The 26,804-nt window shown below is 59.7% G+C and carries 26 protein-coding genes, 1 tRNA gene and 1 pseudogene; 14 read left to right on the top strand and 14 right to left on the bottom strand.

Going from position 1 to position 26,804, the window contains the following annotated elements; genetic code table 11:
* From ACVW0B_RS04460 to ACVW0B_RS04450, 3 genes and pseudogenes are all read right to left on the bottom strand, one after another.
* Nucleotides 1–204: pseudogene (locus tag ACVW0B_RS04460) on the bottom strand (zinc ribbon domain-containing protein); the annotation flags it as partial.
* A gap of 184 nt (nucleotides 205–388) precedes the next feature.
* Entirely contained in the window at nucleotides 389–754 is a 366-nt protein-coding gene (locus ACVW0B_RS04455; RefSeq protein ID WP_011432017.1) for a response regulator, read from the bottom strand.
* 292 nt (nucleotides 755–1,046) lie between these two features.
* Entirely contained in the window at nucleotides 1,047–1,994 is a 948-nt protein-coding gene (locus tag ACVW0B_RS04450) for an NAD(P)H-dependent glycerol-3-phosphate dehydrogenase (RefSeq protein WP_457491046.1), read from the bottom strand.
* A 142-nt stretch (nucleotides 1,995–2,136) separates the two neighbouring features.
* Between ACVW0B_RS04450 and ACVW0B_RS04445 the strand changes: the two genes are divergently transcribed.
* Both ACVW0B_RS04445 and gcvH read left to right on the top strand, forming a co-directional pair.
* A complete protein-coding gene (locus tag ACVW0B_RS04445; RefSeq protein ID WP_011432014.1) occupies nucleotides 2,137–3,042 on the top strand; it encodes an alpha/beta fold hydrolase in 906 nt (301 codons plus the stop codon).
* 82 nt (nucleotides 3,043–3,124) lie between these two features.
* Nucleotides 3,125–3,514: a glycine cleavage system protein GcvH gene (gene gcvH / locus ACVW0B_RS04440; protein WP_011432013.1), complete on the top strand. Its 390-nt coding sequence runs from the start codon at nucleotides 3,125–3,127 to the stop codon at nucleotides 3,512–3,514.
* A gap of 21 nt (nucleotides 3,515–3,535) precedes the next feature.
* Here gcvH and ACVW0B_RS04435 read toward each other — a convergent pair whose 3' ends face one another.
* Nucleotides 3,536–4,486, bottom strand: a complete 951-nt coding sequence (locus ACVW0B_RS04435) for a diguanylate cyclase (RefSeq protein WP_457491045.1) — start codon at nucleotides 4,484–4,486, stop codon at nucleotides 3,536–3,538.
* Nucleotides 4,487–4,878: 392 nt separating this feature from the next.
* Here ACVW0B_RS04435 and ACVW0B_RS04430 point away from each other — a divergent pair, with 392 nt between their 5' ends.
* The 7 genes from ACVW0B_RS04430 to ACVW0B_RS04400 all read left to right on the top strand — a co-directional run bounded on the left by ACVW0B_RS04430 (nucleotide 4,879) and on the right by ACVW0B_RS04400 (nucleotide 11,075).
* Entirely contained in the window at nucleotides 4,879–5,310 is a 432-nt protein-coding gene (locus ACVW0B_RS04430) for a DUF3119 family protein (RefSeq protein WP_414428157.1), read from the top strand.
* Nucleotides 5,307–6,107 carry a peptidoglycan editing factor PgeF gene (gene pgeF, locus ACVW0B_RS04425; RefSeq protein WP_457491044.1) on the top strand — a complete coding sequence of 267 codons (801 nt, stop codon included), beginning with the start codon at nucleotides 5,307–5,309 and terminating at the stop codon, nucleotides 6,105–6,107. Before ACVW0B_RS04430 ends, pgeF begins: the two co-directional genes overlap by 4 nt.
* A gap of 485 nt (nucleotides 6,108–6,592) precedes the next feature.
* On the top strand, nucleotides 6,593–7,021 hold the full coding sequence (locus ACVW0B_RS04420; protein WP_369791761.1) for a DUF6464 family protein: 429 nt from the start codon (nucleotides 6,593–6,595) through the stop codon (nucleotides 7,019–7,021).
* Nucleotides 7,018–7,725 carry an orotidine-5'-phosphate decarboxylase gene (pyrF, locus tag ACVW0B_RS04415; protein WP_457491043.1) on the top strand — a complete coding sequence of 236 codons (708 nt, stop codon included), beginning with the start codon at nucleotides 7,018–7,020 and terminating at the stop codon, nucleotides 7,723–7,725. The genes ACVW0B_RS04420 and pyrF overlap by 4 nt, the downstream gene beginning before the upstream one ends.
* Before the next feature lie 41 nt (nucleotides 7,726–7,766).
* Nucleotides 7,767–8,441 carry a hypothetical protein gene (locus ACVW0B_RS04410; RefSeq protein ID WP_457491042.1) on the top strand — a complete coding sequence of 225 codons (675 nt, stop codon included), beginning with the start codon at nucleotides 7,767–7,769 and terminating at the stop codon, nucleotides 8,439–8,441.
* 200 nt (nucleotides 8,442–8,641) lie between these two features.
* Nucleotides 8,642–9,763, top strand: a complete 1,122-nt coding sequence (locus tag ACVW0B_RS04405) for a hypothetical protein (protein ID WP_414380548.1) — start codon at nucleotides 8,642–8,644, stop codon at nucleotides 9,761–9,763.
* Nucleotides 9,764–9,785: 22 nt separating this feature from the next.
* A complete protein-coding gene (locus ACVW0B_RS04400) occupies nucleotides 9,786–11,075 on the top strand; it encodes an aminotransferase-like domain-containing protein (RefSeq protein WP_457491041.1) in 1,290 nt (429 codons plus the stop codon).
* A gap of 23 nt (nucleotides 11,076–11,098) precedes the next feature.
* On the opposite strand, the gene ACVW0B_RS04395 is transcribed toward ACVW0B_RS04400, so the two are convergent.
* Both ACVW0B_RS04395 and ACVW0B_RS04390 read right to left on the bottom strand, forming a co-directional pair.
* A complete protein-coding gene (locus ACVW0B_RS04395) occupies nucleotides 11,099–11,350 on the bottom strand; it encodes a hypothetical protein (RefSeq protein WP_457395888.1) in 252 nt (83 codons plus the stop codon).
* A gap of 123 nt (nucleotides 11,351–11,473) precedes the next feature.
* Nucleotides 11,474–11,746, bottom strand: a complete 273-nt coding sequence (locus ACVW0B_RS04390; protein ID WP_041436116.1) for a tellurite resistance TerB family protein — start codon at nucleotides 11,744–11,746, stop codon at nucleotides 11,474–11,476.
* A 275-nt stretch (nucleotides 11,747–12,021) separates the two neighbouring features.
* On the opposite strand from ACVW0B_RS04390, the gene ACVW0B_RS04385 reads away from it, so the two are divergent.
* Nucleotides 12,022–13,149: an iron-containing alcohol dehydrogenase family protein gene (locus ACVW0B_RS04385; protein WP_457491040.1), complete on the top strand. Its 1,128-nt coding sequence runs from the start codon at nucleotides 12,022–12,024 to the stop codon at nucleotides 13,147–13,149.
* Between the two features lie 24 nt (nucleotides 13,150–13,173).
* On the opposite strand, the gene ACVW0B_RS04380 is transcribed toward ACVW0B_RS04385, so the two are convergent.
* From ACVW0B_RS04380 to ACVW0B_RS04370, 3 genes are all read right to left on the bottom strand, one after another.
* Nucleotides 13,174–14,115 (bottom strand): DMT family transporter, encoded by a 942-nt coding sequence (locus ACVW0B_RS04380; protein ID WP_457491039.1) that lies wholly within the window; start codon nucleotides 14,113–14,115, stop codon nucleotides 13,174–13,176.
* 248 nt (nucleotides 14,116–14,363) lie between these two features.
* Nucleotides 14,364–15,485, bottom strand: coding sequence for a glycosyltransferase family 9 protein (locus ACVW0B_RS04375; protein WP_457491038.1), 1,122 nt, complete (start codon nucleotides 15,483–15,485; stop codon nucleotides 14,364–14,366).
* Nucleotides 15,486–15,612: 127 nt separating this feature from the next.
* Nucleotides 15,613–16,461 (bottom strand): hypothetical protein, encoded by an 849-nt coding sequence (locus ACVW0B_RS04370; RefSeq protein ID WP_414351624.1) that lies wholly within the window; start codon nucleotides 16,459–16,461, stop codon nucleotides 15,613–15,615.
* Nucleotides 16,462–16,873: 412 nt separating this feature from the next.
* On the opposite strand from ACVW0B_RS04370, the gene ACVW0B_RS04365 reads away from it, so the two are divergent.
* Nucleotides 16,874–18,154 carry a DUF4912 domain-containing protein gene (locus ACVW0B_RS04365; protein ID WP_414407086.1) on the top strand — a complete coding sequence of 427 codons (1,281 nt, stop codon included), beginning with the start codon at nucleotides 16,874–16,876 and terminating at the stop codon, nucleotides 18,152–18,154.
* Between the two features lie 102 nt (nucleotides 18,155–18,256).
* Here ACVW0B_RS04365 and ACVW0B_RS04360 read toward each other — a convergent pair whose 3' ends face one another.
* Nucleotides 18,257–19,288 (bottom strand): anthranilate phosphoribosyltransferase family protein, encoded by a 1,032-nt coding sequence (locus tag ACVW0B_RS04360; protein WP_457491037.1) that lies wholly within the window; start codon nucleotides 19,286–19,288, stop codon nucleotides 18,257–18,259.
* A 108-nt stretch (nucleotides 19,289–19,396) separates the two neighbouring features.
* A complete protein-coding gene (locus tag ACVW0B_RS04355) occupies nucleotides 19,397–20,359 on the bottom strand; it encodes a LysR family transcriptional regulator (protein ID WP_414343887.1) in 963 nt (320 codons plus the stop codon).
* 124 nt (nucleotides 20,360–20,483) lie between these two features.
* Here ACVW0B_RS04355 and ACVW0B_RS04350 point away from each other — a divergent pair, with 124 nt between their 5' ends.
* From ACVW0B_RS04350 to ACVW0B_RS04340, 3 genes are all read left to right on the top strand, one after another.
* Nucleotides 20,484–21,635 carry a serine hydrolase domain-containing protein gene (locus ACVW0B_RS04350; protein WP_457491036.1) on the top strand — a complete coding sequence of 384 codons (1,152 nt, stop codon included), beginning with the start codon at nucleotides 20,484–20,486 and terminating at the stop codon, nucleotides 21,633–21,635.
* Between the two features lie 370 nt (nucleotides 21,636–22,005).
* The gene (locus tag ACVW0B_RS04345; RefSeq protein WP_457491035.1) at nucleotides 22,006–22,728 is read left to right on the top strand and encodes an XdhC family protein; all 723 of its coding nucleotides are present in this window, start codon (nucleotides 22,006–22,008) and stop codon (nucleotides 22,726–22,728) included.
* A 48-nt stretch (nucleotides 22,729–22,776) separates the two neighbouring features.
* Nucleotides 22,777–22,850, top strand: a tRNA-Met gene (locus tag ACVW0B_RS04340).
* Between the two features lie 18 nt (nucleotides 22,851–22,868).
* Here ACVW0B_RS04340 and leuC read toward each other — a convergent pair.
* From leuC to ACVW0B_RS04325, 3 genes are all read right to left on the bottom strand, one after another.
* Nucleotides 22,869–24,272, bottom strand: a complete 1,404-nt coding sequence (leuC, locus tag ACVW0B_RS04335; RefSeq protein WP_414522598.1) for a 3-isopropylmalate dehydratase large subunit — start codon at nucleotides 24,270–24,272, stop codon at nucleotides 22,869–22,871.
* Between the two features lie 189 nt (nucleotides 24,273–24,461).
* On the bottom strand, nucleotides 24,462–25,562 hold the full coding sequence (locus tag ACVW0B_RS04330; RefSeq protein ID WP_457491034.1) for a polysaccharide deacetylase family protein: 1,101 nt from the start codon (nucleotides 25,560–25,562) through the stop codon (nucleotides 24,462–24,464).
* A gap of 63 nt (nucleotides 25,563–25,625) precedes the next feature.
* Nucleotides 25,626–26,657 carry an NAD(P)/FAD-dependent oxidoreductase gene (locus tag ACVW0B_RS04325; RefSeq protein WP_457491033.1) on the bottom strand — a complete coding sequence of 344 codons (1,032 nt, stop codon included), beginning with the start codon at nucleotides 26,655–26,657 and terminating at the stop codon, nucleotides 25,626–25,628.
* Between the last annotated feature and the right edge of the window lie 147 nt (nucleotides 26,658–26,804).

The raw sequence follows: 26,804 nt of genomic DNA, 5'->3' as shown, positions 1-26,804 counted from the left end.
GCGGTTGTCTGATGAAACATGGCCGCAACATGGACAGGTGCGGCTCGGGTTCTGCGGCGGCACGACAATGAGCCTGCCACCTTTCCAGGCCAGCTCGTACTCCAGCATGCAGCGGAACTCGTACCACCCTTGGTCGAGAATGGCTTTGTTTAACGCTGACTTGGCGCGGACGTTCTTCCCAGGAGCATCTGCTGTCCCTGCTGGCCGTTGGGCAGCAATTCGTACTTGAAGGCTTGAAGTCGTTGCATCGCTCAATCGTATTCTTGACCTATGCGTGATGACAACGATATTCACATGGCCGGCACTGCGTTTTTAAAGGGCGTCGGCTACGGTCGGCGCTATCCTTCCCCGCCCTGAAGGACGGGGCTTGCCGCGCCTTTTGGTCAACTCAAGACAATTGGGCAGCAACGGCTTTCAGCAGGCGTTTCTGGTCAACGGGCTTCGTCAGATAGGCATCGGAGCCAAAACATAGCCCCTGTTCAATCTCTTCGGGAGAGATTTTCGAGGAGAGAAAGACAAAGGGGATGTGAGCTGTAGACTGATCCCATCTCAGGGCATCCAGCACCCCATAGCCGTTCAGCTTGGGCATCACCACATCGCACAACACCAAGTCGGGCATCAGGGTGCGCACCATCTGCAAGCCCTCTTCTCCATCGGTGGCCGCCACCGTGTCGTACCCCGCTCGTTGCAACACCTTCTGCAGATAGGTGCGAATAGAGGGTTCGTCTTCAATCACCAGGATGCGTTTGGACATAACTTTGTAAAAAATTAAACAAAGACCTGGCCCAACCTGTCGGGCCTACTGTCCGCCTTCCCGGAGCCAGAGAGATCCGAGTTGATGCAAGAACAAGTCGAAGAACTACAGCTGCAGCATAGGGAAACTCTGGAAAAAAAAACTCCGCCAAATCGCTCATTCTGGGGTCTCCCTGCTCTGCAAAAATCCTGATAGAGTGCGGAACAACTTTCCTCATCCGCAGATTTGCGGTTATGCCAGGTAGCCCAAACTCCTCTCCTCCTTTGGGAGAGGGGCCGGGGGGGAGGGCAGCCTATTCTGAGGTCAGTTGACGTTCCATCAGGCGGGTGAGGGCGGCGGTGGGGGTGGTCTGCCCTTGCAACAACAGATGCACTTCCTGGGTGATGGGCACCTGAATGCCGTGCTGGGCAGCGATCTCGACCACGACGGGAGCGGTGTAAACCCCTTCGGCGGTGCCCTCGATCTCCGCCAAAATCTGCGACAAGGGTTGGCCCTGGCCTAGCCCGTAGCCCACTCGGTAGTTGCGGCTCAAGCGGCTGTGGCAGGTGGCCAGCAGATCCCCCAACCCCGACAGGCCATTGAAGGTTTCTGCCCGTGCCCCCAGCTTAGATCCCACCCGGATCATCTCTGCCAGGCCGCGGGTAACCAGAGCCGCACGAGCATTGGCCCCCAGTTGCAAGCCATCACACACGCCAACAGCGATGGCGATAACATTTTTCAGGGTGCCGCCTAGCTCCACTCCCAGCGGATCGCTGCTGGTATAGAGGCGGAACCGCTCCGAGGAAAGGGCATACTGCACCTGCACAGCGGCCCAGGGATCCCGGCTGGCCACCACTGCCGCTGCCGGCAAGCCTTGGCGGATCTCCACCGAAAGATTAGGCCCCGAAAGCACCACCAGGGGCTGCTCCGGGAAGGTGGCCCCCCAAATTTGGGTAGGGGTCAGAAGCTGCAGTGGATCCAACCCTTTGGTGGCCGAGACCAAAATTGCCTGCGGCGGGATCCCCACTTGGCGCACCGCTTCCACCACAGGGCGTACCCCCGCCATAGAGACGGCTGAGATGAGGATTTGGGATCCCTGGAGCACTTCTGCCAAATCCAGGCCCTTGCGGCGATTCCAAACCCGCACCCGGTGCCCTTGCCCCTGAGCCAGCATCGCCAGGGTACTTCCCCAAGCCCCGGCTCCCAAAATGGCAACGCTTTGCGGCGATGTTGGGCTGTGGCCTTCTGCGCTAGTGTTCATCTAATCTGTTCACCCGCAGACTTTCTCTTAAGCTTTCTTCGTAGGATGCCTCTCAAAAAGCCTGCGCCGGCAAAGGGAAGACCGGCGACAAAGGTTAGTATGGGTGGATACCAAATCATGGGTTAGCTCGAGAGCAGACGACATGGCAGAAGCAGGGATCCCCCGTCTTCCTCCTGAGGTAGCCGCCAAAATGGGAACCTGGCAGCACGGGTATGCCCTTACCAATGGCATTCAACTGCACTACGTCACCCAAGGGGAAGGGGAGCTGGCGATCTTGTTGCACGGTTTCCCGGAGTTTTGGTACTCCTGGCGGCATCAGATTCCGGTGTTGGCGCAGCGGTTTCGCGTGGTGGCACCCGATATGCGCGGCTACAACGATTCCGACAAACCGGATCACGGCTATGACCTGGATACCCTTACCGAGGATATCCGCGGCTTGCTAAGCCACTTTGGGGCCCGAAGAGCGGTGGTCGTAGCCCACGATTGGGGGGGAGCCATTGCCTGGCACTGGGCGCAATTTTTCCCTGAGGAGATTCGCAAGCTGGCCGTCCTCAATTCTCCCCATCCGGCCTGCTTTCGCCGGGAATTCTTGAGCAACTTGGATCAACTGCGCCGCAGTTGGTACCTGTTCTTTTTTCAATTGCCTTGGCTGCCAGAGTGGGTGCTGCAGTGGGATTTGGGAGATTGGGTGCGCCGCATTTTCCAGGAAACCTCGGTGCGCAAAAGCGCCTTCACCCGCCACGACCTCAAGCTCTACCAAGAGGCCCTCTCCAAACCCAAGGTTCTCACCTCTGCCCTCAACTACTACCGCCAGCTTTTTAACCTGCCCACTTTGCAGAACCTGTTTTTGCAGCCCATGCGGCAAATCCTCGCCCCTACCCTGCTGATTTGGGGAGAAGAAGACTTTGCCCTCAGCCGCGAGCTAACCGAGGGGATGGATCCCTTTTTCCCCAACGGCCTGCGCAAGGAGTACATCCCCGAATGCGGCCATTGGGCGCAGCAGGAAGCGCCGCAAACGGTCAATCGGCTGCTGATGGAGTTTCTCTAGCGGGCCGGGCTTGGGATCCGCTCTTTACCATCTTCAAGGGTTGACCCTAGAATAATCCACTGAATTCTACGGGAGAACCGGCATGGCCCTGGAGTATCCATCCCATCTGCGCTACGTGGACACCCACGAGTACATCCATGTTGAGGATGATATTGCGGTGATTGGGATCACAGCTTATGCCGTCGATCAACTGGGGGATATCGTTTTTGTGGGCTTGCCCGAAGAAGGGACAGAGATTGAAAAAGGGGAAAGCTTTGGCTCGGTAGAATCGGTCAAGGCCGTCGAAGATCTCTATGCCCCTCTTTCTGGAGAGGTGGTAGCCGTGAATACAGCGGTGGTGGAGAGCCCCGAAAGCCTTGCTGACGATCCCTATGGCGATGGTTGGCTGATCAAGGTGCGCATTGCCAACCCCGAAGATCTCGAGGACACCATGAGTGCCGAAGCCTATGCCAGCTTGGTAGAGGGATCCTGAACCCCAACAGGTGGCCTCGAGCTACAGCAAAGTCTCTCGGTTACCCCCCTCAGCTTTGGCTTGGTAGAGGGCCTTGTCGGCAGCAGCCAGCAGACTTTGTGGGTCAGTTCCCTCTCCCAGCTCCAGCAGAGAGGCGATGCCCACACTGCAGCTTAGGGAGATGGTCTCCGCTTCCACCTGCACCGACAGGGACTGGACGGCCTGCCGCAAGCGTTCTGCCAGCCCCAAGATTTGCGGGTTTGGGATCCCGCGCACCAGCAGGGCAAACTCATCGCCCCCCAAGCGGGCCACCAGGTCGTCTTGGCGAACGTGAGCTTGCAATCGCCGCGCCACCTGGATTAAGGTTTGATCCCCAGCCCAGTGCCCCCAGCGGTCGTTGATTTGCTTAAACCCATCCAAATCCAGATAGAGCACGTGGAGGGGAATGCGATGGCGAAGGGCAAAGGGGATCTCCAGCTCCAGTTGCTCCAGGAAAAAACGTCGGTTATGCAAGCCGGTCAGCGGGTCGTGGAGGGCGGCAGTGGCCATTTGCAAAAAGAAGGCTTCTTCTGCCGCGTCGTAGTAGGCAAACTTGAGGGTGCTGGCCCCCACTTGAATGCGATCTCCATCCTTCAGGAGAACGCGGCTGATGCGCTCGCCGTTGACATAAGTGCCGTTGAGGCTCTCCAGGTCGGTGAGAACATAACCCTCACTTTCTCTTTCCAGCCGACAGTGCTGCCGGGAGACGGCGTGATCCAAGAGCTGAATGTCCGCGCGGTGGCTGCGCCCCAAAACTCCACCCCTCGCCAAGGGAAACGTCATGCCCACATTGGCGCCGCTGAGCACCGTTAGAAAGGCCGCAGTTGCCTCAGGCTGGGGTCTGCGCTCGTAAAACTCCAAGGGGATCTGAGTGGTTGGCTCCTCTGGCAACTGAGAGAGAGGGTCGAGAGGCATGGAGAGGCCCAACGAATTGTGCGGGTTAGCAGTAAGCACTCGTTATATCCGTATTATGTCGGTTTTCCCCAGGCCGTGTTTGGGTGAGCGAGGGATGTCTCGCCGGTTCTGATCTGTAAACTTGCGGAACTCTGGAGTTTATCGTATACCATCGCACGCGGTGAGGCCCTCAGTTGAGAGCTACGCGAGGATTCCATCCCGCCTGCGCGGTTGTATCGGCCAGCTGTGGGAAGAAGCTCAATGGCAAACCCCAATTTCCCCAGGATCCCAAGTATTTTTCGGGATAACTCAAAAAACGGGTTCGGTTTGCCCCTCGTTCCCTGATTTCGAGAAGAGGCTCTCTCCTCTATGTCCTACAGATCCTCTGACTTCTGAAGAGTTGCCGAGGCGGCCTAGAATGGGTCTGGGATCCCTGAGAGGAGGAGTGGGGCATGATCAGGCCCAATTCTGCCCATCTATTGACTCCGGATTTTCGCCTCAGCCTGTCGGTGTTGGCTTTGGCGGTACCGTTGTTCTGGCTTTCGCTTTGGGCGGGGCTGGGGGTGGGTCTGTTCGGCCTGTTTTTGATGGTGCAGACCTCTCTGATCGGGCTGGCCTTTACCAGGACGGCGCTGCAGGTCTACAGCGGCTCCAAGCGCATCCGCGAGTTTCCCTACAGCGAGTGGCAGGATTGGCAAATTTTCTGGCCGCCGCTGCCGGTGTTGTTCTTTTTCCGAGAAACCAAAAGCATTCATTTTTTGCCGATGCTGTTTAACCCTGCCGAGCTAAAGATGTGTTTGGAAGAGCGGGTGGGCCATCTCCGCGCCCAACATCGGTCTCAAGGATCCCCGCCGATTGCTGGTCCGGGTAGCTCCCGCCGATGAGTGGCTCCGCCTTGTGGGCTTGGCAGCAGGCAGGGAGATGGCGCTGGCTGGAGTGTCAGCTTTTGGCGGAGTGGCCTCATGCTTTTGGCTCTCGCCAAGGTCATCCCCATCCCCCATCTCAGTTGGCCGCCCGGCTGCAACTGCCCCCTGAACAGGCCGCGTGGGGCCATCAGGTGCATGGCTGCAACTGGGTTTGGGCAGATGGGATCACCGAAACCTTTGGACACAAACGAGAGCAGGACTGCTCTGCTGGTCAAGGGATCTCTACCCGTTCTCAGGCGGATGCGGTCATTGCCCGCCGCCAAGGGGATTCTGCCTGGGTCTGCACCGCTGACTGTGTGCCGATTTTGGTGGCCAGTCGAGAATGGGTGGCGGCCATTCACGCCGGGTGGAGAGGCACTGCTGCGGGGATCTTGTCCAAGGTGCTGCAGGAGTTTCTCCGGGCGGGGATCCCTGCTGCTGGGATCCGCGTTGCCATCGGGCCTTCCATTTCGGGGTCGGTCTATCAGGTGTCAGAGGAGGTGGCGGAGCAGGTGCTGCAAAGCCTACCCCCAGGGCTGGATGCCCGCGCTGCTCTCTTGCCCGATCCTCTGCCCGGCAAGGTTCGCCTGGATCTGCGCTGGGTCAACGGTGCCCAAGCCCAAGCCAAAGGGATCCCCCCTGAACACATTGCCGTCAGCCCCCATTGCACCCTCAGCCAACCCCAAGATTTCTTTTCCTACCGCCGCGATGGATCCCTGAAGGATGAGCAGGGCCGTCATTGCGTGCAGTGGTCGGGAATCGGCCTGCGGTCGTAGGCAGACTTGACCCAGTTCTGCCCGGAGGAACGGGAAGTAGTGGCTATAATTGCGCTCAAGACAGGGCTCTATCTAACTACTGGAGATCCCATGGTTTACCGCGCTGTTTTCTGGGGATTAGCTGGGATGGCTTTGGCTTTCTCTCTCGCTTTCCTTGAGGAGGCTAACGCTCAAACCTCGCTGACTGGCATCAACCGTGACAGCGTACTGCAACTGAACCTTGGGTCGGGACGCAGCCTCCCTCGGGTACCTGTGGGCGGTTCAGGTTCTGAGGAGGGCCGGGATCCTGCTGCTCCTTCGGCGCAAATGTGGGCAGAGTGGCATATTCGCGCCAATGTCTGCACCGGAAACCTCTCCACAGAAGAGTTGGCAGAGCTGTTTCCATTGGTGAATCAAGCTCTAGTGGATGCCGTTTGCCGGGGAGGAAGTTAAAGGTTGCCCAGGCTGGCGGTAAGGTGAAGAAGGAGCCTCTAGGTCGCTGCTGCATGGATTTTGAGAAACTTTTGGAGGAATGGGTTGCAGCCTTTGCCCAAGTGGCCGAAGAAAGTTTGGCCTCTTTGGAGACTGCCCTGATGGAGCTGGCAGAGCACTTGGCTGTGCCTTTACAGGAAACCCTTAGGCAGTGGGAAGCCCTCTGGAATCTGGAGGAGGAAGTGGAGCTGGAGCCTGAGCCAGAACCCTTTGAGGAAACCCTCAACCCTTCTGGCGAATCTTTCACCACCAGTCGTTTCTTCGTCAGCCCGATAGGATTTGGGGGTGTGGTTGTTTACACTTACGTGGCTTCGCCGCCAGAATACATCGGGGATCCCACCTGCCGCTACAATGCCCATTCTCCAGAGTTGCGCTGCGCCGTCAACCCCTGCGGCCCCTGTGAGGGCTGTCCCCACTATGAGCCCCGGAATGAGCCCCGATGAAGGGTGACCGCCTGATTGTTGCGCTGGATACCTCTTCTCAAGAGCAGGCTTTGAAGTGGGTGGACTCTTTGCCGCAGGTGCTGTGGTGGAAGGTGGGCCTGGAGTTGTTCACTGCTGCGGGTTTTCCCATTCTGCAGGCTCTCAAGGAAAGGGGCAAGCGCATTTTTCTGGATTTGAAGCTGCACGACATTCCCCACACCGTGGGGAGGGCTACGGAGGTGGCCGTCAGCTATGGAGTGGATCTGCTCACCGTCCATGCTGCCGGTGGCAGTGCCATGTTGCGGGCAGCCGTGGCAGCCGCCCAGGGCAGTTCTTGTCGACTATTGGCGGTTACCCTCTTAACCAGCATCAGCCCCCCGCAGGTGCGACAGGAACTGGGCATCGAGATGGATCCCGCCGACTATGTGTTGCATTTGGCCCGGCTGGCTCAAGCTCAAGGCTTTACTGGACTGGTTTGCTCTCCTCAGGAGGTCTCGCGGTTGCGCCAAGCTTTGGGGCCGGAGGTTTTGCTGGTTACTCCTGGGATCCGTCTGGGCCAAGCCAAGGCGGGGGATGGAGAGGAGGATCAACAGCGCATCTGCACGCCCGACGAAGCTCTGCGGGCAGGAGCCGATTATTTGGTGGTGGGCCGCCCCATCACCGCTTCCCCCGATCCCATGGCCGCCTTGCAGCGCTTCCAAGCCTTGTGGGATGCTGCCGGGTGAGGGTGTGGGGAGATGCCCGATGTTATTGGGGTAGTTCTGTAATGCAACGACGCCGTAGGCTTGTGCAGTGGATCCCTGAAAATAGGCCGACTGGATCCGGCAGGAGGCGTTGGCTGGGAGCCGGTTTATCGGTGGTTTTGGGCCTGGTCAGCACTCCCGGTCGCGTTAGGGGTGCGGAGCATTTCGTTCCGGCAAGAGGGGAAGCTTGTCTGGCTGCTCCCCAGGTTTGGGCTGAAGCTCTAACGGAGCAGTTGCCCTTGTTCCTCAATCTGGCCTTGAGCCGCTCCCGCTCCGAGTTTCAGGTTGTGCTGGTGGGGAAGCCGGAGGTTGAAATGCTCTCTCCAGGGTCTCCGGCCCGCTTACGCCAACAGGAGCTGGCTCCGGTTTTGCCGGACACCGCAACTGCTGTTTCGCCAGAAGCTTTTCGGCTGTATTTCACCACGCTGGAGCGCCGCTTGGTCTTGCCCCAACACCCCCAAAAGGAGGGCAACTCCTTGGCCGGTCGGCGCAGCGAAACCCTGCAACTGGCCTACGAGGCTTATGTTCTGCGGGCTGCTCCTGGGGATCCCTGGCGGTTGGTGCGTCTGCAGGTAACCGGATCGGGGATCCCCATTCGCGATGTAACGAATGGACTCACTGCCCAGGCCATCCGCCGCTGGCAACAGTCGGGTTGCCCCTTGACGGGCGATCTAGAGTTGACTAGACCTTCTCTCTAGCGGCGCGGAGCGCTTTGCGTCAGCATGAGTGCGGGAGTATGTCACGCGGGGAGATTCTCTTTTGGAAGTAACGAAGGGGCACTTTTTCTCCCCAACCGGCCAAGAGTAGAGGGCGTTGGATGTTCTGCTGCCGGTCGAGGGCCCACCCCGTGTAGGGATAGTGTTCTGCACTGCTCATGCGAACAGGCTAGGGTTTACCCATGAAGTTTCCCCCCGCCACACCCCGCCCGGGCAAGCGGCTGCCCCGCGGCTCATTTCCCCGCCTGAGCTCCTCCAACAGGGACAACCATCGCCGTCGGCGTTTGGTTGGTTTTGGTTTCATGGGCCACTGGCTGCTATGGGGAGGGATGGGCCTTCTTTTGGGGCAGCGACTCCGCTCTTGGGGGCAACCGGCTCCTCTGCAGTGGTGGCGCGTTTTGCCGGTGAGCAGTTCTGAGGGATCCCTGACTTTTGTCCAACCGGAACTGCCTCTCTACCACTCGTTCGCGTCAGTGGTGCGGAGCGCTTTTGCCGACAGGCTACTGCCCTGGCTGGCTCAGGGAACCGGGATCTCGGCTGAAGGGATCCTGCACATCTTCTCAGCTATGGCCTGCTTGGCCATTCTGCTGTTGTGCTGGAGCTGGGGCAACTTCTGGAGTGCTGGGCTGTGGGGACTCAGCCCCTGGGTGTTGACCCAAGGGTTGGAGCCTGGCAGCGAGATTTTGGGCAGCCTGGTTTTGCTTTGCAGTTGTGGTGTTGGGCCGGGATCCACCTTGCGCTGGTGGGGTCTGGCCTTAGCCTGTGCCCTGTCTTATAAGGTTTGGCCCTTGGCTCTGCTCTGGGCGGGGCTGTGGACGAGCCAGCAGTGGCCACGGCAACCGTTGCGTTCGCGTCAGCAGTGCGGGGCATCAGGACTGCTTTTGCTGCTGCTGGTGATGGGGCTTTCCTGGCTGGGACGGTTTAATTTGCCGGCTACCTCTGCTGAGGTGATTCCCCATCCTCTCAGCTCCCAAGGTGGCTTGGCCGTTTTGGCTACTTTGATGCTGCCCTTGGGGTTGAGCTTGGTGCGGTTGGGCTGGCCCTGGGCAGAACGGCAGCAAGCCCTGCTCAGCTTGGCCGGTTTGGGCCATGTCCTCTGGATGGGGGCGCTGGCGACATGGTTTTGGGATCCCCAAGTGAACACCCTGCAGCAAAGTGCTCGCTGGGGTTTGGTGGTGCTCCCCTTCCTATGCCTGAGCGCCGGCGGCGTCTTGGCTGAGATCCCCTACCGGAGCTGGCGGCGGGTTTTGGGATCCCTACTCCTGGGCAGTTCTTTCTTGTTATCGTGGCAGGCATTGGCCTAAGGTATTCTTTCTCTTGCTCGCCATGACCCAGACCTCGTCCGCATCGGCACCGCGTAGCACTTCGCGGCCCTTGTTGCAAACCCTTTTTGCCCAACGGGCTCAGGCTGTGATCCCTTCTCCTTTCGGGGCGGAGATCCCAGGTGCAGCGCCGGTGGTTACCAGTTTTACTTTTGGGCTGGCGGATCCGCGCCTGTTTCCCAAGGCCGACTTGGCGCGGGCCACGGCGGAGGTGTTGGCGGAAGATGGGGACAATGCCCTCAATTACGGCGGCACGTTTGCCGGGCTGATCAACGTGGTGCTGCAGTTGATGCGGGATAGAGGGGTAGAGGCCCAGCCGGAAAACCTACTGATCGGCTATGGCTCTGGGCAGATCCTCGGCCTACTGCCTCAGGTCTTCGTGGAGCCGGGGGATGTAGTCATTGTGGAAGGGCCCACCTTCATGGGGGCTGTCAGCCGTTTTGCGGCGGCAGGAGCGCGTCTGATCTCGATTCCGGTGGATGGGGAAGGCATGGTGGTGGATCGCCTGGAAGAGGTGCTGCGCGATCTGGCTCGCCAAGGGATCCGCCCCCGATTTGTCTATACCATTCCCACCTCCCAAAACCCCAAAGGCTGCACCCTCTCTGGGCCACGGCGGCAGAAATTGGTGCAGTTGGCAGCTGAGTACGGTGTGGTGGTGGTGGAGGACGAGGCCTACTACGACCTGCGCTTTGCCGGGGATCCCTTGCCCAGCTTGGCTTCCCTGGATCAGGAAGGCTGGGTTCTGCACGTGGGCACCTTCTCCAAGATTGTGGTGCCGGGGGTGCGGGTGGGTTGGGCCTGTGGTCACCCTGAGATCATCCGCCGCTTGGAGATGTTTCGCAGCGAGGGATCCCTGGGGCCCTTTTTGGGCCGGGTGGTGGCCCGCTATTGCGGGGAGGGCCGTCTGCAAAGCCACATTCAACTCCTCACCCGTCGCTACCGAGAAAAGTGCCAGGTGATGCTGGAGGCCATCGCTCAATATTTTCCGCCCGAAGTCAAGGTGGAGGCCCCTGGGGGTGGATTTTTCGTCTGGTGTGAGCTGCCCCCTTTCCTAAGCGCCAGCACCTTGTTGCAGGCTACCCGTGCCCTGGGGGTCACCTTCCTACCGGGCACCCACTGCTTTGCCGACGGCCAAGGAGACCATGCTCTGCGCCTGGCCTTCAGCTACCAACCCGAGGAGCGCATTGTCAGTGGGATCCAGACCATTGGGGAACAACTGTACAGACTGATACACTCTTGCGCCAGCGGTGCGGAGCAGCAAGGGAAGGAGCTCTCCAAAAGCATGGATCCTTGAAGCCCAGAGCGCAGATTTCCCGCTCACCTGCTCCCCACAGCCTTAGCCATGCGCCGGAAAAATTGCCCAACGCCCTTCACCAGGTTGGGTGCAGCTTCTGGACGAGCCGGGATCCCGGCCATGAGGGTGTAGTAGTCATCCAAGAGGGTGTGCTCTTCTGGAGAGACCGTGTTGTCCGCGATCATCAGGTTGCCGATTGCTCCCAAAAGTTGCATGCGCTCGGTTTCGCTGGCCTGGGCAAGATAATCGGCCATCCAGCGCTCGGTTTGCTCCATCGGGATGGGCTCTTGGATCAGCTAGAAATCGCGGGAGCCCCGCACTGTACCCGTAGGGTCGGTGTCGAGAGGAAAGTCCGCCTCCATGGTTATAATTGTACTGCGGACACCAGAAACGGTTGTTTAAGGCACTGGTAACGGTCGATTGGGGGTGCTGTAAACCACCCCAGAGGCTCGTGGTTGGCTTGCCAACTGCAGGGCTACCGAAAGCCCGCCCTGTACTGCGAAGGTCAGGGTCGGGTAGTTTACTTCTCGCAGCTCGGTATCGTGCTCCAAACCATAGCGGCGCAGCAGGGATCCCAAGTAGGCCAATTCCTGGGGTTCCAAATGCCCATCGGCCCAAGCAGAGCCGGCCACAATTTTGAGCATGAGCTGATGTTGAGTTGTGGGGTTCATGGTGGGATCCCTTGCTGAGAACTGTTGTCGCTACGCGACACTTCTGCGAACGTGTCAGGGGGCCAGAGACCTTAGAGGCTGCAGAGTTGAGGGGATGAACAGCTTAACTATAGCCAGACCTTGGGTGAGCCATCTGCGTTCGCGTCAGCAGCGCGCAGCCCTTTTTTCGGCTAGGATCGTTATCTGTATTACGAACACTGAGCTATTCGCGATAGCGGGACGGAGTCCTTTTTCTCGCCCATTCTTGCAATGCTGATTTCTCGCCCATTCTTGCAATGCTGAGCGCCTCTCCTTGCCAATTGGATCTTGCCATTCCGGCCCCAGGTCGGCTGTACCGCGGCAGCGGCGTTCTGGAAGCTGTGCCCCTCACCGTGCTGGGATCCCGTGTGCTGGTGATCGGGGGGGAACGCTCCTTGGCTGTGGTTGAGTCCCCTCTGCAGCGCAATTTCGCCCGGGATCCCGCCCTCCAAGTTCACTGGACTACCTACGGGGTAGACTGCAGCGAGTCCGAGCTGGCGCGTTTGCAGGCGCTGGCCACGGCGGAATCGGTAACCGGCATCTTAGGAGTGGGGGGTGGCAAGGCACTGGATACGGCCAAGCTAGTGGCCCACAGATTGGGGATCCCGGTGGTTACCGTGCCCACCTCTGCGGCCACCTGTGCCGCCTGGAGCGCCCTATCCAATATCTACTCCGACAGCGGCGCTTTTCAGCGGGATGTGGCCTTGGATCAGGCCCCAGCCGCCTTGATCTTGGACTACGACCTCATTCGTCAGGCTCCCCCTCGCACCTTGGTAGCCGGGATCGGAGATGCCTTGGCCAAGTGGTACGAGTCTTCTGTCAGCAGCGGCGCATCGGAAGATGCCCTGGTGATTGGGGCAGTGCAGCAAGCCCGTGTCTTGCGGGATTTGCTTCTCCAGCAATCGGCGGCGGCCCTGCGGGAGCCGGGCGGAACCGCTTGGAAGCAGGTGGTGGATGCCTGCATCTGCCTGGCGGGGATCGTCGGCGGCATGGGTGGGGCTAAGTGTCGCACCGTGGCCGCCCACGCTGTCCACAACGGGCTAACCCACTTGTCGGGGCACCGGGCCACCCTGCACGGCGAGAAGGTGGCTTTCGGCATTTTGGCCCAGCTCCGCCTAGAAGAGATCCTGCAGGGAAGCCAGTTGGCGCTGGCAGCACGTACCCAGTTGCTGGAGTTCTACCGCCAGGTGGGGCTGCCCCTCAACTTGCGGGATCTCAAGCTAGGTCACTTGGGATCCGCCGACCTGCTGCATGCTGCCCAAGTGGCCTGCCAGCCAGGATCCGACATCCACCACCTGCCCTTCCCCGTCAGTCCAGAAGCCCTGTTGGTGGCCCTTACCACCACAGACCTGACCAGCTCCAGCCCTGTTCTCCCTCGGCTGTAAGTCCTGGCAGAGGATATCTGTCTGCTATCCAACTCCGCCGGTACGGGCCTGGGTCGGCATTGTGGGCAGGCGGGCTTCGCCGTAGGCTCCAGAGGTGGCGCCCACCAAGATCAAGGCTCCGCCCATCCAAGTCCATCCATCGGGGATCTCAGCCAGCACCCAAAACCCGATTAAGCTGGCCCAGAGCAGACGAGAGAAATCCAGAGGCAGCAGCATCGTCACCTCAGCCAGCTTGTAGGCCTGGGCGAGGGCCACCTGGCCAATGCTGCCCAGTAGCCCCATGGCCACCATCCACAGCCACTGCTCAGGAGAAGGCCAGGTCCAAACCCAGACGGCAGCCAGAAAGGAAAGGGGGGTCTGCAGCAGGCCCATGTAGGCCGTGATGGTGAGGCTGGACTCAGTACGGGAGAGGATCTTGAGCACGATGGTCACCCAGGCAAAGAGTGCTGCCGCCCCCAAGGCCAGCCCTGTTCCCAGAGAAAACTCTCGGAAGCCTGGCCTCAACATCACCAAAGCCCCGGCAAACCCCAGGCCCAATCCCAGCCAGCGGGACGAGCGCATCTGCTCGCCCAACACCCATACCGCCATCGTGCCGGCAAACAAAAGTTGAACAAAGCTCAGCGCCGTAGCTTCTGCCAGAGGCAACAGGCTGGCTGCCCAAAAGGAGAGCAACATCCCCACCGTGCTGATCGCCGAGCGCAGGAGGTAAAACTCCATCTTGGCGGTGTGCAGAGACTGGATCCCAGCCCGCAACACCAGCGGTGACAGGGTGAGAAACCCGAATAGGTTGCGCAAAAAAACAATCTGAAACGGATGAAGGGCGGGAGTGTTGAGCCGGATGATCGCCCCTAAACAGGCAAAGCAAGCGGTGGCCAGCAGCTTCAGGGCAACTCCTTGCCAGAGCCTTATTTTTCCCCACTCTGCAAAGCGGCTCAGCTGGTGGCGATACCACATCTCCAAAGTCACAGCTCACACCCAAATGGTTTAGGCACTAAGTTTTCAGCCTTGAACTCTCAGCTTAAACGGACTTCCAGGGATCCGAACTGCGCCCCTGGGCACTCCTTGCTGCCCACCGGCCCCCCTGATTCCCAGGGGGAAAAAGATGGGGATCCCAAGACATGGCCATTTCAAGTAGCCATGAAACAACTCACCCCGTCGCTCCATAGCTCCCCTCTCTCTTTGGGAGAGGGGCTGGGGGTGAGGGCGTGGAACCTCTAGGTTTGCTTGAGAATCTCTTTCAAGTAGCCGATGACCGTTTCCGGCTTGAGATGGGCCATACAGGGATGACCCTCCACCAGGCAGGTTTCGTTTTTGAACTTGTTCTCTGCGCAGACCCGGCACTTGTAGGCGGTTTGGGTGAGATAGACGTGGGGCAGACGAGGAGCCCACAGTCGCACCGGGCTGGCCCCATCCCCATCGGCATCGTTGCCAAACAGGGCAATGGTGGGACAGCCCACTGCCGCCGCGATGTGCATCGGCCCCGCATCCACGGAGATACACACCCGCGCCCGCTTCAGGGCCCCCGCCAGCTCCATGAGGCTGGTTTTGCCCCGCAGGTCAACCATTCCCGTTTGCGCCAGCAGTTCGTCTTCGCTGCTGCCGCCGTGGTAGAGGGATCGCTGCAGCTCCGGCGCGCTGCCGATTAGCCCCACCTGCAGGCCCTGGCCTTGGCACCACTGGATCACCTGCCGCCAGTACTCCAGAGGCCACATCTTGGCGCGGCGGGTAGTGGTGATGTGCACCAAGACCTCTGGCACCGGAAAACCGGGATCCCGGCTGGGCAGCTCCAGGCGGAAAAAATCCGTCTCCACGTACGCCAGGCGACAGAAGATTTCGGCGATGTAGTTGCTGGTGAGGATATCTTTGTAGCGCTGCAAAAACTCCAGGCTGTTCCAGTCGTCGTCTTGGAGCATGCGCTGCACCGGGTCGGAGCCGGGGTCCAACTTGCGGCGAAAATCCAGAGTCAAGCCGGCCCCGGCAATGTACTGGGGGCGCAGGGCCGTTACCGCCACCAGGTTGAGCTCGCTAAACTCGTCGCAATTGATGGCCAAGTCGTAGGGGCCGGCCTGGGTCACCCGTTCTCGCACAGCAGCGGTCAGGGCCTCGAGGTAATCGGGACGACGGCTGTAGAGAGGAAAGCTGAAGTCGATGTAGGGGCAGTGGAGCTCAAAGTCGCGGGTAATCTCGCTGCCAAAAAAATCCAGCACACAGCCGGGGTATTTTTCCTTGAGGCCCCGCAACAGCGGGATGGTAACCACAAAATTGCCCACCTTGCTGGAGGAAAACACCGCCAGGTGGGGATGTTCCCGCAGAGGTTGGTTGGCAAACCGTTGCATAAGGCTGGGATCCCCAGGAAGATATCAACCCCGCTGGAGGTGGTGCGGGTGGTGCAGACAGAGCACTTTTGCTAGGCTAGCATTCCTCTGTCCTGTGCTTTGATGGCCATGCTGGGATCCCTGGGCCTCAGGGGAGACTGGCTTGGCTGCCATCCCAGATGACCACCACAGCAAAGCGATCCAGAAAGCCATCTGTCGCATTCATCTGGCGCAGACTAAAAGCATCTTCGGCGGAAATCACCAGGTCGTAGCCCAGGGTGCGGATGGCACGAATGCGGTGAGGCCGTTCCCCGATGCGGTTCACCAGTGAGCGGGCCTGCTCTTCCGAGGTGGCATAGGCAGCTGTGCCCTCGCTGCCCACAAAGGCCGCGTTGAGGTCTTGGCCAAGAGTAACGGGGGTATAGACTTGATTGCCATCGGGATCAAACAAGCGCATTGACTGGCTAGGCAAGAAATCCAAGCCTCGTGCATCCACAATCAACCCTGTCACTTGCGGTTCCCGCCGCTGGGATCCCGCCTCCAGACCCGTTCCGCCCCCTGGCCCTTGGCCTGTGCCCACCCCTGAGCCAGGACTGGCTCCGCGCACCCCACTCTGGCCGCTGCCCGGCCCGATCACTTCCCCCTGCCGGGATCCAGAGCCACTGCCGCCAGGGCTGGTGCCGAACTGCCGCAACAGATCCAGATCGAAAACCGGGCCTTCTGCCACTTCTCCATGGCCGGGTTGGGCCGGCTGGACTTTTGGATCGGCTTGATCTGTTTGTGGGAGCGGAACAGAATCCTGGGTTACTGGACGCCAGGGCGTTGCTTCAGAAGCGGGCAGGGTAGGGGATCCCCCTTGCAAGCGGTAAAGGGGAGGAAACAGCGTTTGGGCATCCACAGCTTCCACCGGCAAGACCGGCCCCGCCAGCAGGATCCCCAGCGCTGCCCAGCTCCCTTGGATCCGTATGCCTTGAATCCTATACTTCCACCACCTCATGCCCACACCTCTTGGCCTCAAAACCTGCGGCCCGCTCGGCAACCGCTCATCCTCCCCCATGCTACCCAGGCAGGGCCGGTTCGGCAGGGGATCCCGCGCAGTCTTCCCCTTGGCTTGAGAGCAGCTGGGGCTCCTGGCCTCTCCCTAAAGGTGGGTCGGAGAACAAGAGATTGATCCCCAGCGATCCCCAGGGTCTTGACCGACAGGCAAAAATACGCAAACATGGGTTCATCATTCTTGATGATCCCCGTTGATCCCCACCTGTGGTCATCAGCGGCTGGAGAGCCCGAGGCAAGCCGATACATCAGCAGGTTCAAGGTTGTCCTCAGAACCACAAGCTGGGATCGGCCCATAGGACAAAAGCTGGAGCATTGCACGAAGCCCGATTTGTCGAAGACAGGAGACCCCGACCATGCCACAAGAGCGGATCCCGTTGGAAGAAATGACCATCCGGCAGTTGCGGGAAGAAGCTGCCCGCTATCAGATCCCCAAGTACAGCCGCATGACCAAAGACCAGCTGATTGAGGCCATTCGAGAGGCCCAAGTCAAAGCTGGCCGCCCTGTCGATGCCATGCCGGAGCCCAAGGGGCAAGAATCGGTCACCCAAACGAAGTTTAGGGGTCAAGAGGTTGCCGGCAAGACGGATCTGGCCGATGTGGACAAAGGGCTGGGGGATCTGCCGGAGGGCTATGGGGAAAGCCGCATCGTTTTGCTGCCGCGGGATCCCCAGTGGGCCTACGCCTATTGGGATGTGCCCAACGAGGCTAAAGAAAGCAAGCGCCGCGAGGGCGGCCAACAGTTGGCGCTGCGCCTCTACGATGTGACGGATATCGATTTCAGCTACCAGCCGGCCCACAGCATGCAGGAGTACCCCTGTGATGAGTTGGCGCGGGAGTGGTATTTGCCGATCCCGGTGAGCGATCGTTCCTACATTGTGGAAATTGGCTACCGGACGGCAGATGGCCGCTGGCTGATGTTGGCCCGCTCGGCGGCGGTGATGGTGCCGCCGGTCTTTCCCTCCGACTGGTTTGAAGAGCATTTCCTGACGGTGCCCTTCGATATGGCCCTGCAGGGCCGCACCCTCTACCAGCTCAGCGAGCCCTACAAGCGCAGCGCCACCGGCATGGGCGTGGTGGCCTACAAGGGCGATGAGCCGCAGCAGGGTGCCACGGTCGATCCCTTCCTGGAAATGGTGGGTGGCTTTGAGGCGATGCGGGTGGCGGGATCCCTGTTTGGCAGCCACCAGATGGGCAGCCGCCAATTGGTGCCCGAGCAGGCCATCAGCTCGTTTATCATCCCCTCGGGTGTGGGCATGATGGGGATGGCCATGGCCGAAGTGCCTGCTGCTCCTTGGATGGCTTCGGGATCCGGCTTGGGCCTGTTCTCGGGGGCTTCCGAAGTGCTGCCGCAGCGCTCTCGCAAGTTCTGGCTGGTGGCCGATGCCGAGCTGATTGTCTATGGGGCCACAGAGCCGGATGCCACCGTCACCATTGGCGGGCGGAAGATCCAGCTCAACCCCGATGGCACCTTCCGCTTCCACATGGCCTTCCCAGACGGCAACATCGACTTCCCCATCTTTGCGGTGGCTGCCGATGGCGAGCAAAACCGGGAGATCCACATGACTTTCGACCGCCGCACCCTCTCCCGCCGCACCAACACCAAGGAGGAGGCCATCGAAGAGTTGTTGCCCTGAAGGATCCAACCTTTCCCTTCTTGCCCCCTGGAGCTGGCCAGGGGGCTTTCTTTCCTGGGCTGGAGAGCTTGACTCCAGCCATCAAAACAGGGGATCCCAGCCCTAGGAGAGGTCGATCACCCGGATCAGTTGTTTCAGCTTCTCCATCACCCGTCCAGAGCGAAGCAGGTCTTCCGCCTGTTGGATCCCTTCTGGCAAGGATGGGGCGTGGCCGAGGAGCCACAGATAGCTACCCCCATTCCAGAGAGCGGCTGGGGTGAGTTCACAGGGATCCCCGCTGAGCACCTGCTGCATCTGCCGGAGCAGCTCTTTCTCTCCGGAGAGAGGAATCTCCGGGCCTGCCAAGTGGCAATCTCTGGCCTTCAAGAGCAGCCGTTTCCCGCCCTGGTTGAGAATGGCCGCCCGTTCCCGCGGCAGGTCGCAACTGCCTTCCAAACCTTTGACGGTGGTGAATTGCCGAATCTCCCGCAGGGCAAACAGCTCCAGCATCGTGGCCTCGGTGGGAGGATGCACGTACCCGGCCACCAGGTGAAAGGGGCCTTGGTAGGGTGTCCAGACCAGCTCCAAGGTGGCCAAGGGGGGGCGCTTGCCGATTTGATCCCGGTAGTCCATCAGAGCCTGAGCCTGGGGAAAACAGGTGGGCAAATACAAAAATCCCAGCCCGGTTTGTTCCAGCAGTTGCCCCACCCGCTCCAGGGATAGCCCCCGCCAATCTACCCCCAAGCTCCGCCACACCGTTTCCAAAGGCAGCCCATACTTGGTGGGACAGAAGCCAGAGCCATGCAGCAAAACGGCTGACCCTGCCGCTGCCAGCAGCAAAGCCACCAGCACCCCCAGCGGTGCCGTCCGCGAGCGGCCATCGTAGGGATGGCCAAAGATGATCAAGGGATGAGGCAGATCCTGCCGGGGCAGAAGAGGGCCGTCTTCTGCGTAGGCATCCAACATACCGGCCAGCTCCTCGGCAGTGGGGCGCTTGATGCGGTGGGCAATTAAAAAAGCCCCGATCTGGGCGGGAGTGGCCTCCCCCCGCAGGAGCATTCGAGCAGCGCTGGCGGCCTCTGCCCGGCTGAGATCCTGGTGGGTGTGGGTGCCGCTGCCGATTTTTTTCAACAGCTCGCGAAACTCTTGGCTCATAGCATCGGCGGTCGGGAGCGCTGGGCTACTCAGGATAGGGGGAGATAAGGGCGGAACACTTGAAACTACCGATATGGGTATTTGACCAGAAATTTCTACAAAAGGTCTCTACAAAACCGACAACAGCCCAGCAGAGGGCCAATGGGGATCTGCGCCGGAAGCAGGCTCAGCATTACCAGACTGCCTGATAAGCTGGGCGGCCAACTGCAAAAACCGGCGAATGGGAGGGATCCGATAGCGATCGCTGGTGGTAACCATAACCACCTGTCGCCTCAATAGGGGGGGCTCGGTGGGCCGCACCTGCAAATCCGGATCGGCGCAGCAGTCCACCAGGGCCGACTCCGGCAGGAGGGCAATGAGCTGCCCCTGTCGCACCACCCCCCGAAAGGCATCCAAGGTGTTCAGTTCCAGGGCTGCTTTGAGGGGAAGCCCCTGCCGGGCCAGATGGGATCCCACCAAGGAGCGCATAGCATAGCCATCCTTGAACACAGCCTGGGGATACTCCGCCAGCACCTTCCAGGGGATCCGCTCGTAGCGGCTGAGGGGATGGGTGGCGGGCATCAATACTTGAATCGGCTCGGAGTACAGTGGCTCCACCACCAGTTCTGCCCCCCGGGTCATCAGGGGATTCTCCATTACCAGGGCCACGTCCACCAGCCCATCCCTGAGCACCTTCAAGGCGCGGTCGCTGCCCAGAGCGGTAACCCGCAACTGCACCTCTGGGTACTCCCGGCAAAACTGTTGCAGCACCGGCGGCAGTTGATGGGCGATCAGGGAATGGATCCCGGCAATGCAGAGCTCAGTTTGCTGGCCCTGCAGCCATTCTCGAATGCTTTCCTGAGCCCGCTGCCATTCTTGACAGATGCGACGGGCATGGGGCAAAAGCCGTTCCCCGGCCACAGTTAGGGCCACCGGGCTTTTGCGATGCAACAGCGGAGCCCCCACCGCTTCCTCCAGGGCCTGGATCTGGCGGCTAATGGCCGATTGGGTCAGACCGCTGAGGCGAGCAGCGGCCAAAAAGCTGCCCGTTTCCACCACGTTCAAAAAAGCTTGCAACAACTCCAGCCGCACTCGGGATCCCTTGATGATGTAGCCTGCCGTGGTGGCATCCTAGCTGGGGAAGCGGTAGGCTTTTGTAAACACCGTTACAAGTTGTTTGTTGGACTGGGGATCCCCAAGCCAGGAGGAGAAGCAGATGGGTTGGGATCCAGCCTTGCTGGAGGGGCTGCTCAACTCTGCCATTCCGCACCTTTTCCCCGCTGCCCAGGTGGTCATCCGCCACAAGGGAAGGTGTATCTACTCAAGGGCGGCAGGCCATCTCGACCCTGAGACCCGGCGCCAACCGACAACCTCGGCCACCCGTTTTGACCTGGCCTCGCTGACCAAGCTCTACACCGCCACCGCCTGCATGGCCCTGGTGGAAGCCGGAGCGTTGCTGCTGGATCAACCGGTGAGTCTCCTGTTGCCGGAGTTTCAGGGATCCCGCCCCATTGCCCCCTATGAAGATCCTCTGCAGCCGGGGAAATGGATTGCTGTGGAACCGGAATCCTTAGGCCAGCTTGTTGCAACAGAACAGGTGACGGTGCGGCAGTTGCTGGCCCACACCGCCGGTTTGCCCGCCTGGCGGCCCCTTTTTCGACAGCCCGATGCCGAATCTGCCCGGCACATGGCTTTGCACACCTTTTTGGCCTACAGACCGGGATCCCGCACAGTCTACAGCGATCTTGGATTGATCCTGCTGGGGCTGGCTTTGGAACGTCTGAGCGGAACCCGTCTGGATCAGATCTTGTACGCCCGGATCTTGCAGCCTCTGGGCCTGAGCCAAACTCAGTTTTATCCAGGGGATCCCTTTGACCCACCCCCTGTCTCTGTCTCTTGTGCCCCCACCGAGCTGTGTCCTTGGCGAAAGCGCCGCCTGCAGGGGCAGGTTCACGACGAAAATGCCGCCCGCCTGGGCGGGATCGCCGGCCATGCCGGACTGTTTGCCACGGCAGAGGAAGTAGCTGCTTTCGGGGAGAGTTTTTTGACGGGATCCCTGCTGCAGCCCCAAACGGTGAGGGAAATGACCCGCGAGCAGTTGCCTCGGCAAGGTGATGCCCACCGCTGTCACGAGCGCCGGGGTTTGGGGTTTGCCTTGCGCTCTCCGGATCCCTTGGCCAGCAGCTCCCCGTTCAGCCCCAGCGCCTTCGGCCACACCGGCTTCACCGGAACCTCCCTGTGGATCGATCCAGAGCGGGAGCTGGTGGTGACGCTGCTCACCAACGCCGTCTACCACGGTCGGCAGGAGAACGGATTCCAGGCTTTCCGGGTTGCCTTCCATCAGGCCATCCTAGAGGGGCTTTCTTGATCATTGAGTTCCTGACCGTTCCCGCTAGGGTGCCGTAGGCATAACCGAGGCTGAGGTGGACGAGACCTTTTCCCGACAGTTGGCAGACATGCTGATACATTTACGCTGAACACTGCTGAACATCACTGTTCAACTATGCAGCGATAGCATTCTGCTTGTTTCCAAACAGAATGGCGGTATCCCGCAAAGCTTTGAGTAGAATACCCAAAGCGCAGTTTCCGTGTCGTCTTACTACCAATTTTCTGCTTTGCTTTGGCTACCATGTTGGCAGACTCGAAAGTAAACAGAAAGATCAACTGGTAGTAATCCGTACTGAACATATTATACATTATTTTCTTATACATTATTTTCAGTATAGTTGAGCTTATTATTGACTAGAGTCATGCTCTCCCGCGGGCCGCTGGTGGTGGCCACGGTGGTCCGCACCCAGGGATCTGTGCCTCGCCAGGCGGGGGCAAAACTGGCCGTGGGATCCGATGGCACCCTGTTGGGCACTGTTGGCGGTGGGGCTGCCGAAGCGGAAGTCATTGCCCGAGCGCAAACCCTTTTGCAGACCGCTGTTCCCGTTGGCGATGGCGATGGGGAGTCCTCGCCGGCTGGGATGCCGGTTTCCCTCGATCTCAACAGCCCTCCCCTGGGCGTTTGCGGGGGACGGATGCACATTTGGCTACAGCGATGGCAGGGATCCCTTGCCCAAACGTTGGTGGCCCAGATCCTCCAGGCTCTGACCCAAGGGCAAAGGGCTTGGCTGATCACTCCCCTCCATCCTCAGGGGTTCCCCTACCTCAGCCTTAGCGACAGCGGTGCGGAGCACTTTGCCCCCCTGCCATCCCGCCCACAGCTCCTCGCGGGATCCTGGGTCGAGCCCCTCCTCCCTTCCCCCACCCTGCTGATCGTCGGAGCGGGCCACTGCGGCCTGTCCCTGGCCCAGGAAGGGATCCCGGAGACCGCCTTTAGTCGGCTCTTTGCCCCCATCGGTCTGGAGATCCACGCCGAAACCCCCGCCGAGATTGCCATCAGCATCACCGCCCAGCTCATCCAGGTGCGACGGGGATCCCCGAAGACAATACCCACACAAAAGGGCGAAACTTAGGCGTAGGCTTGCCGGTTAGCCGGAGGACAAGCTAGGCTAGAAAAGCGCCGCGGGGTAGAGCAGCCTGGTAGCTCGTCGGGCTCATAACCCGAAGGTCACTGGTTCAAATCCAGTCCCCGCTATGCCTGAGAGACGGTTGGTTAAAGCAGTGTCCGCACATCCACCACCTTGCCGCTGACTGCCGCTGCTGCCACCATGGCCGGGCTCATGAGCAGAGTACGCCCGCTGGGGGATCCCTGGCGGCCCTTGAAGTTGCGGTTGGAAGAAGAGGCGCTGATCTGGCGCCCCACCAGCCGATCCGGGTTCATCGCCAAACACATGGAGCAACCGGGATCCCGCCACTCAAACCCTGCCGCCTCGAAGATCTCCCGCAAGCCCTCCTGTTCTGCTTCCTGCTTTACCCGTTCTGAGCCGGGCACCACAAACGCCTTCACCCCTGGGGCCACCCGCCGCCCCTTGGCAATCTTGGCTGCCTCCCGCAGGTCGCTCAAGCGGCCATTGGTGCAACTGCCGATGAAGCAGACATCCACCGGTGTCCCTACAATGGGATCCCCCGGCTGCAAGTCCATGTAGGCGTAGGCCTCTTTGGCCAGTTCCCGCTCGCTTTCCGGCAGATCCTCGGGGGCAGGGATCCGCTCATCCACCCCAATCCCTTGGCCGGGGGTGATCCCCCAAGTAACCGTCGGCGCAATGTCTGCGGCTTGGAAGACCACCACATCGTCGTAGCGGGCATCGCCATCGCTGGCCAGGCTTCTCCACCAGGCTACCGCCTCTTCCCAATCGGATCCCTGGGGGGCAAACTCTCGCCCCCGCAAATACTCAAAGGTCACCGCATCGGGGTTGACGTAGCCACAGCGGGCTCCTCCCTCGATGGACATGTTGCAGAGGGTCATGCGCTCTTCCATGCTCATGGCTTCGATGGCACTGCCCCCGTACTCGTAGGCGTAGCCCACCCCGCCTTTGACCCCCAGCTTGCGGATGATGTGCAGAATTACATCCTTAGCGTAAACTCCCGGCCCCAACTTGCCGTGGATCTCAATGCGGCGCACCTTGAGCTTGGACAAAGCCAAAGTTTGGGTGGCCAATACGTCTCGCACCTGGCTGGTGCCGATCCCAAAAGCAATGGCCCCAAAGGCCCCGTGGGTAGAGGTGTGGCTGTCCCCACAGGCGATGGTCATCCCCGGCAGAGTTAACCCTTGCTCCGGGGCAATCACATGCACGATCCCCTGCCGACCGGAGCCACTGTTGTAGAAACGGATGCCGTATTGCCGGCAATTGCGCTCCAATTCCTGGATCATCTCCTCTGCCAAGGGATCCGCAAAAGGCCGTGCCCGGTTGTCGGTGGGAATGATGTGATCCACTGTGGCCACCGTCCGCTCGGGAAACAGAACCGGCAGATGACGCTCCCGCAGCATGGCAAAAGCCTGCGGGCTGGTCACCTCGTGAATTAGGTGCAGGCCGATGAACAACTGCGTCTGCCCAGAGGGCAAAATCCGCACCGTATGGGCATCCCACACCTTATCGAATAATGTCCTCTCGCTCATCTTCCTCGGCCCGCAGCCAAGTCCTGTAAACTTTTAATGTGCTACTTGGGGAAAGGGTTGTCAAGGTACGGGCTGCCGTCATCTCTGGGCAACGCTGCTGAGCTGAGCGAGATGCAGCCCTTCTTTGAACATCCCCAGCCGGCAAAGGCGGGTCGGAGTCCTCAAGCCAGAAAACCTGTTGCCAGCCCTTCAAACGGGATCCCTGAAGGCCGGCCAGGGCAAAAAGCGATAGCCCGCCCCTTCAATAGCGGCGACGATATCCGGCAGGGCCTCTGCGGTGTGGGGCCAGCGATCGTGCAGCAGCAAAACCAGGGGCTGATCGGAAGCCTGGATCGCCGGCAACTGGGCTCGAACACGCTCCAAAAGTTGGGCTGCACTTTGGCCGGCGTAAGCATCTTCCGGGCTCATGTTCCAGTAAAGAACTCGATATCCTGCCTGCTCCAGAGAGCGACGCAAAGCAGAATCTAGGCGAAAACCTCCCGGTGGGCGAACAACCAGTTGGGGATCCAAGTTCAGCGTTTTGAGCAGTTGGGTTGTCTGATCCACCTCAGCATAAAACAGCTCGTTGCTTCCGTAGAGACGTTGATAATCGTGGGTAAAAGTGTGATTGGCTAGGGTGTGGTGATGGGCCTGGATCAATTGAGCCAATTCAGGAAATCGGGAAACGTGGGTGCCGATAACAAAGAAAGTGGCCGGGATTTGAAGATCATCCAAAACCTGTAAAAGTCGGGGGGTGGATTGGGGCCAGGGGCCATCGTCAATGGTCAGAAAGGCAGAACGAGGCGGCACCTCCAGTAAAGGCCCCAGCATTTCTTCCAAGGGCAGTTGCAAAGGTTGGCTGTTTTCCGCCGGATCGAGAAAGTCGGGATCCGGGATCCAGCTATGCTGCAGAAACACCTCCACACGAGGGGGAGCAGGGGTAATCAACAGTCGCCCCGTCTGCTCATTTTGGTTGCCCCAGCTCAGTCGATAGGGCAGATCCGAGGCAATCTCGACGGTTGTTGTATGGGTAATGACTCCGTAGGGGATGTCGATCACATAATGCCCGTTCACCTCTTCTTGATGGATCCAGGCTGCCGAAGGAGCTGATAAATAAATGAGCAAATCTTGGGGATTGACGCCGCGCACCACCCGAATGCTTTCAATGGGGAGAATGAGGTTGTATTCCGAGGTGGCCGTCAGGTTCAGCTCAAAAAGAGGCTGGGCCTCTACCGTGCAGTAGTAGATCAGTCCAACCAGTAGGAAGGCTAGGCAAAATATCAACGCTTTCAACGCTTTCAGAGAGTGCATGGAATGGCTTAATCCTTCGCAACCAATCATAGGACAGAAGCCACCCAAGCTCGATAGAGCCCATCAATTTAGTGAGGATCCGGAAGGCCCTGGGATCCCAGGTGGCGAGAGCAGCCGCTCTTCCCATTTACGTGCAGGCGAGGCCCGTCGGATGTCCCGCCAAATGGCTGTGGCAGCTAAGGTACCATCGGCAACCGCAATCGACACTTGGTTCAGGCCCTGCTTCAAATCGCCCAGCGCAAACAGCCGCGGATGGGCAGTGCGACACCACTCGTCGGTCAACAGGTTTTCCCCTTGCCATTTCAAGCCGGGGATCCCTTTCAAATAGGCATTGTGGTATCTGGCGCCCATCGCCACCAAGCCGGTAGTTGCTTCGATGTAAGTGCCATCTTCCAGCTCCACACCCTGCAATTGATGGTTTTCTCCAAGAAAGCGGCGAATAGGAGATTCGTAGAGGGGGTAGCCATGATCCGCCAGTTTTTTGCGCATGTCGGGGCCGACCGAGCAGAGGCCGTGGGTCAACACCGAGATATAGGGTGTAAACCAGTTGAGGACAAAAGCTGTATTGATCCGATCTTCCGAATTGACGATCAACACTGACTTTTGATCCCGCATTTCATAGCCGTCGCAGATCATACAGACATGCAGTGAATAGCCGGCGTAGTCGTAAACATTCTGCATATCCGACAACTGAGGCAGCTCGTCCATAATGCCGGTTGCTGCAATCAGATATTTGCTCCGAAAAATGGGGTAGAGGCTGTTAACTTTTCCCACCTTGACTTTGACCGCAAAGAGGTCTCCCTCATCGGTGGCATCTTCCACAAAACCGCGCAGGTAATCTACCCCTAAACTGAGGGCGTGCTCTGTTCCCTGTCGCAACAGCTCTCGTCCGGGAGTGGTCGGAGGCAATCCCAGATAATTGCGCAAATCCTGCATCCAAAAAGAGCGGCCTCTGCCCTTCTCCACCACCAGGCAACTCAATCCATAACGAGCCAGATAGATTGCCGCCGACAACCCCCCTGCTCCTCCTCCGGCCACGATCACGTCATAGATTTTGTTCAAAGCAACTTCTAGATTCCTGCTGCTCAGTTTCATGGGCGGGATCCCCTCACCAGACTTCTGCTGGGTGGCCTCAAGTTGTCGGTTGCGGCCCGAAAAATCTTAAGAAGCTCCGGACGTTCCGCAGAGCTGCAGATCATACTTGGTCCATCGCGTTTCTGTTGAGATGTGATTGAGCTAAGG

The sequence above is a fragment of the Thermostichus sp. MS-CIW-23 genome (genome assembly GCF_054059455.1).
The sequence above is the reverse complement of the archived record's forward strand: the minus strand, read 5'-3'. Positions and strand labels throughout refer to the sequence as shown.

What these genes read in the sequence shown, in the direction of transcription:
- ACVW0B_RS04375 (WP_457491038.1), bottom strand. Translation starts at nt 15,485, where the DNA reads ATGCAACGGTTTGCCAACCAACCTCTGCGGGAACATCCCCACCTGGCG.
- ACVW0B_RS04450 (WP_457491046.1), bottom strand. Translation starts at nt 1,994, where the DNA reads ATGAACACTAGCGCAGAAGGCCACAGCCCAACATCGCCGCAAAGCGTT.
- ACVW0B_RS04370 (WP_414351624.1), bottom strand. Translation starts at nt 16,461, where the DNA reads ATGAGGTGGTGGAAGTATAGGATTCAAGGCATACGGATCCAAGGGAGC.
- leuC (WP_414522598.1), bottom strand. Translation starts at nt 24,272, where the DNA reads ATGAGCGAGAGGACATTATTCGATAAGGTGTGGGATGCCCATACGGTG.
- pgeF (WP_457491044.1), top strand. Translation starts at nt 5,307, where the DNA reads ATGAGTGGCTCCGCCTTGTGGGCTTGGCAGCAGGCAGGGAGATGGCGC.
- ACVW0B_RS04420 (WP_369791761.1), top strand. Translation starts at nt 6,593, where the DNA reads ATGGATTTTGAGAAACTTTTGGAGGAATGGGTTGCAGCCTTTGCCCAA.
- ACVW0B_RS04350 (WP_457491036.1), top strand. Translation starts at nt 20,484, where the DNA reads ATGGGTTGGGATCCAGCCTTGCTGGAGGGGCTGCTCAACTCTGCCATT.
- ACVW0B_RS04395 (WP_457395888.1), bottom strand. Translation starts at nt 11,350, where the DNA reads ATGGAGCAAACCGAGCGCTGGATGGCCGATTATCTTGCCCAGGCCAGC.
- ACVW0B_RS04405 (WP_414380548.1), top strand. Translation starts at nt 8,642, where the DNA reads ATGAAGTTTCCCCCCGCCACACCCCGCCCGGGCAAGCGGCTGCCCCGC.
- ACVW0B_RS04360 (WP_457491037.1), bottom strand. Translation starts at nt 19,288, where the DNA reads ATGAGCCAAGAGTTTCGCGAGCTGTTGAAAAAAATCGGCAGCGGCACC.
- ACVW0B_RS04430 (WP_414428157.1), top strand. Translation starts at nt 4,879, where the DNA reads ATGATCAGGCCCAATTCTGCCCATCTATTGACTCCGGATTTTCGCCTC.
- ACVW0B_RS04365 (WP_414407086.1), top strand. Translation starts at nt 16,874, where the DNA reads ATGCCACAAGAGCGGATCCCGTTGGAAGAAATGACCATCCGGCAGTTG.
- ACVW0B_RS04445 (WP_011432014.1), top strand. Translation starts at nt 2,137, where the DNA reads ATGGCAGAAGCAGGGATCCCCCGTCTTCCTCCTGAGGTAGCCGCCAAA.
- pyrF (WP_457491043.1), top strand. Translation starts at nt 7,018, where the DNA reads ATGAAGGGTGACCGCCTGATTGTTGCGCTGGATACCTCTTCTCAAGAG.
- gcvH (WP_011432013.1), top strand. Translation starts at nt 3,125, where the DNA reads ATGGCCCTGGAGTATCCATCCCATCTGCGCTACGTGGACACCCACGAG.
- ACVW0B_RS04455 (WP_011432017.1), bottom strand. Translation starts at nt 754, where the DNA reads ATGTCCAAACGCATCCTGGTGATTGAAGACGAACCCTCTATTCGCACC.
- ACVW0B_RS04330 (WP_457491034.1), bottom strand. Translation starts at nt 25,562, where the DNA reads ATGCACTCTCTGAAAGCGTTGAAAGCGTTGATATTTTGCCTAGCCTTC.
- ACVW0B_RS04400 (WP_457491041.1), top strand. Translation starts at nt 9,786, where the DNA reads ATGACCCAGACCTCGTCCGCATCGGCACCGCGTAGCACTTCGCGGCCC.
- ACVW0B_RS04410 (WP_457491042.1), top strand. Translation starts at nt 7,767, where the DNA reads ATGCAACGACGCCGTAGGCTTGTGCAGTGGATCCCTGAAAATAGGCCG.
- ACVW0B_RS04385 (WP_457491040.1), top strand. Translation starts at nt 12,022, where the DNA reads ATGCTGAGCGCCTCTCCTTGCCAATTGGATCTTGCCATTCCGGCCCCA.
- ACVW0B_RS04390 (WP_041436116.1), bottom strand. Translation starts at nt 11,746, where the DNA reads ATGAACCCCACAACTCAACATCAGCTCATGCTCAAAATTGTGGCCGGC.
- ACVW0B_RS04325 (WP_457491033.1), bottom strand. Translation starts at nt 26,657, where the DNA reads ATGAAACTGAGCAGCAGGAATCTAGAAGTTGCTTTGAACAAAATCTAT.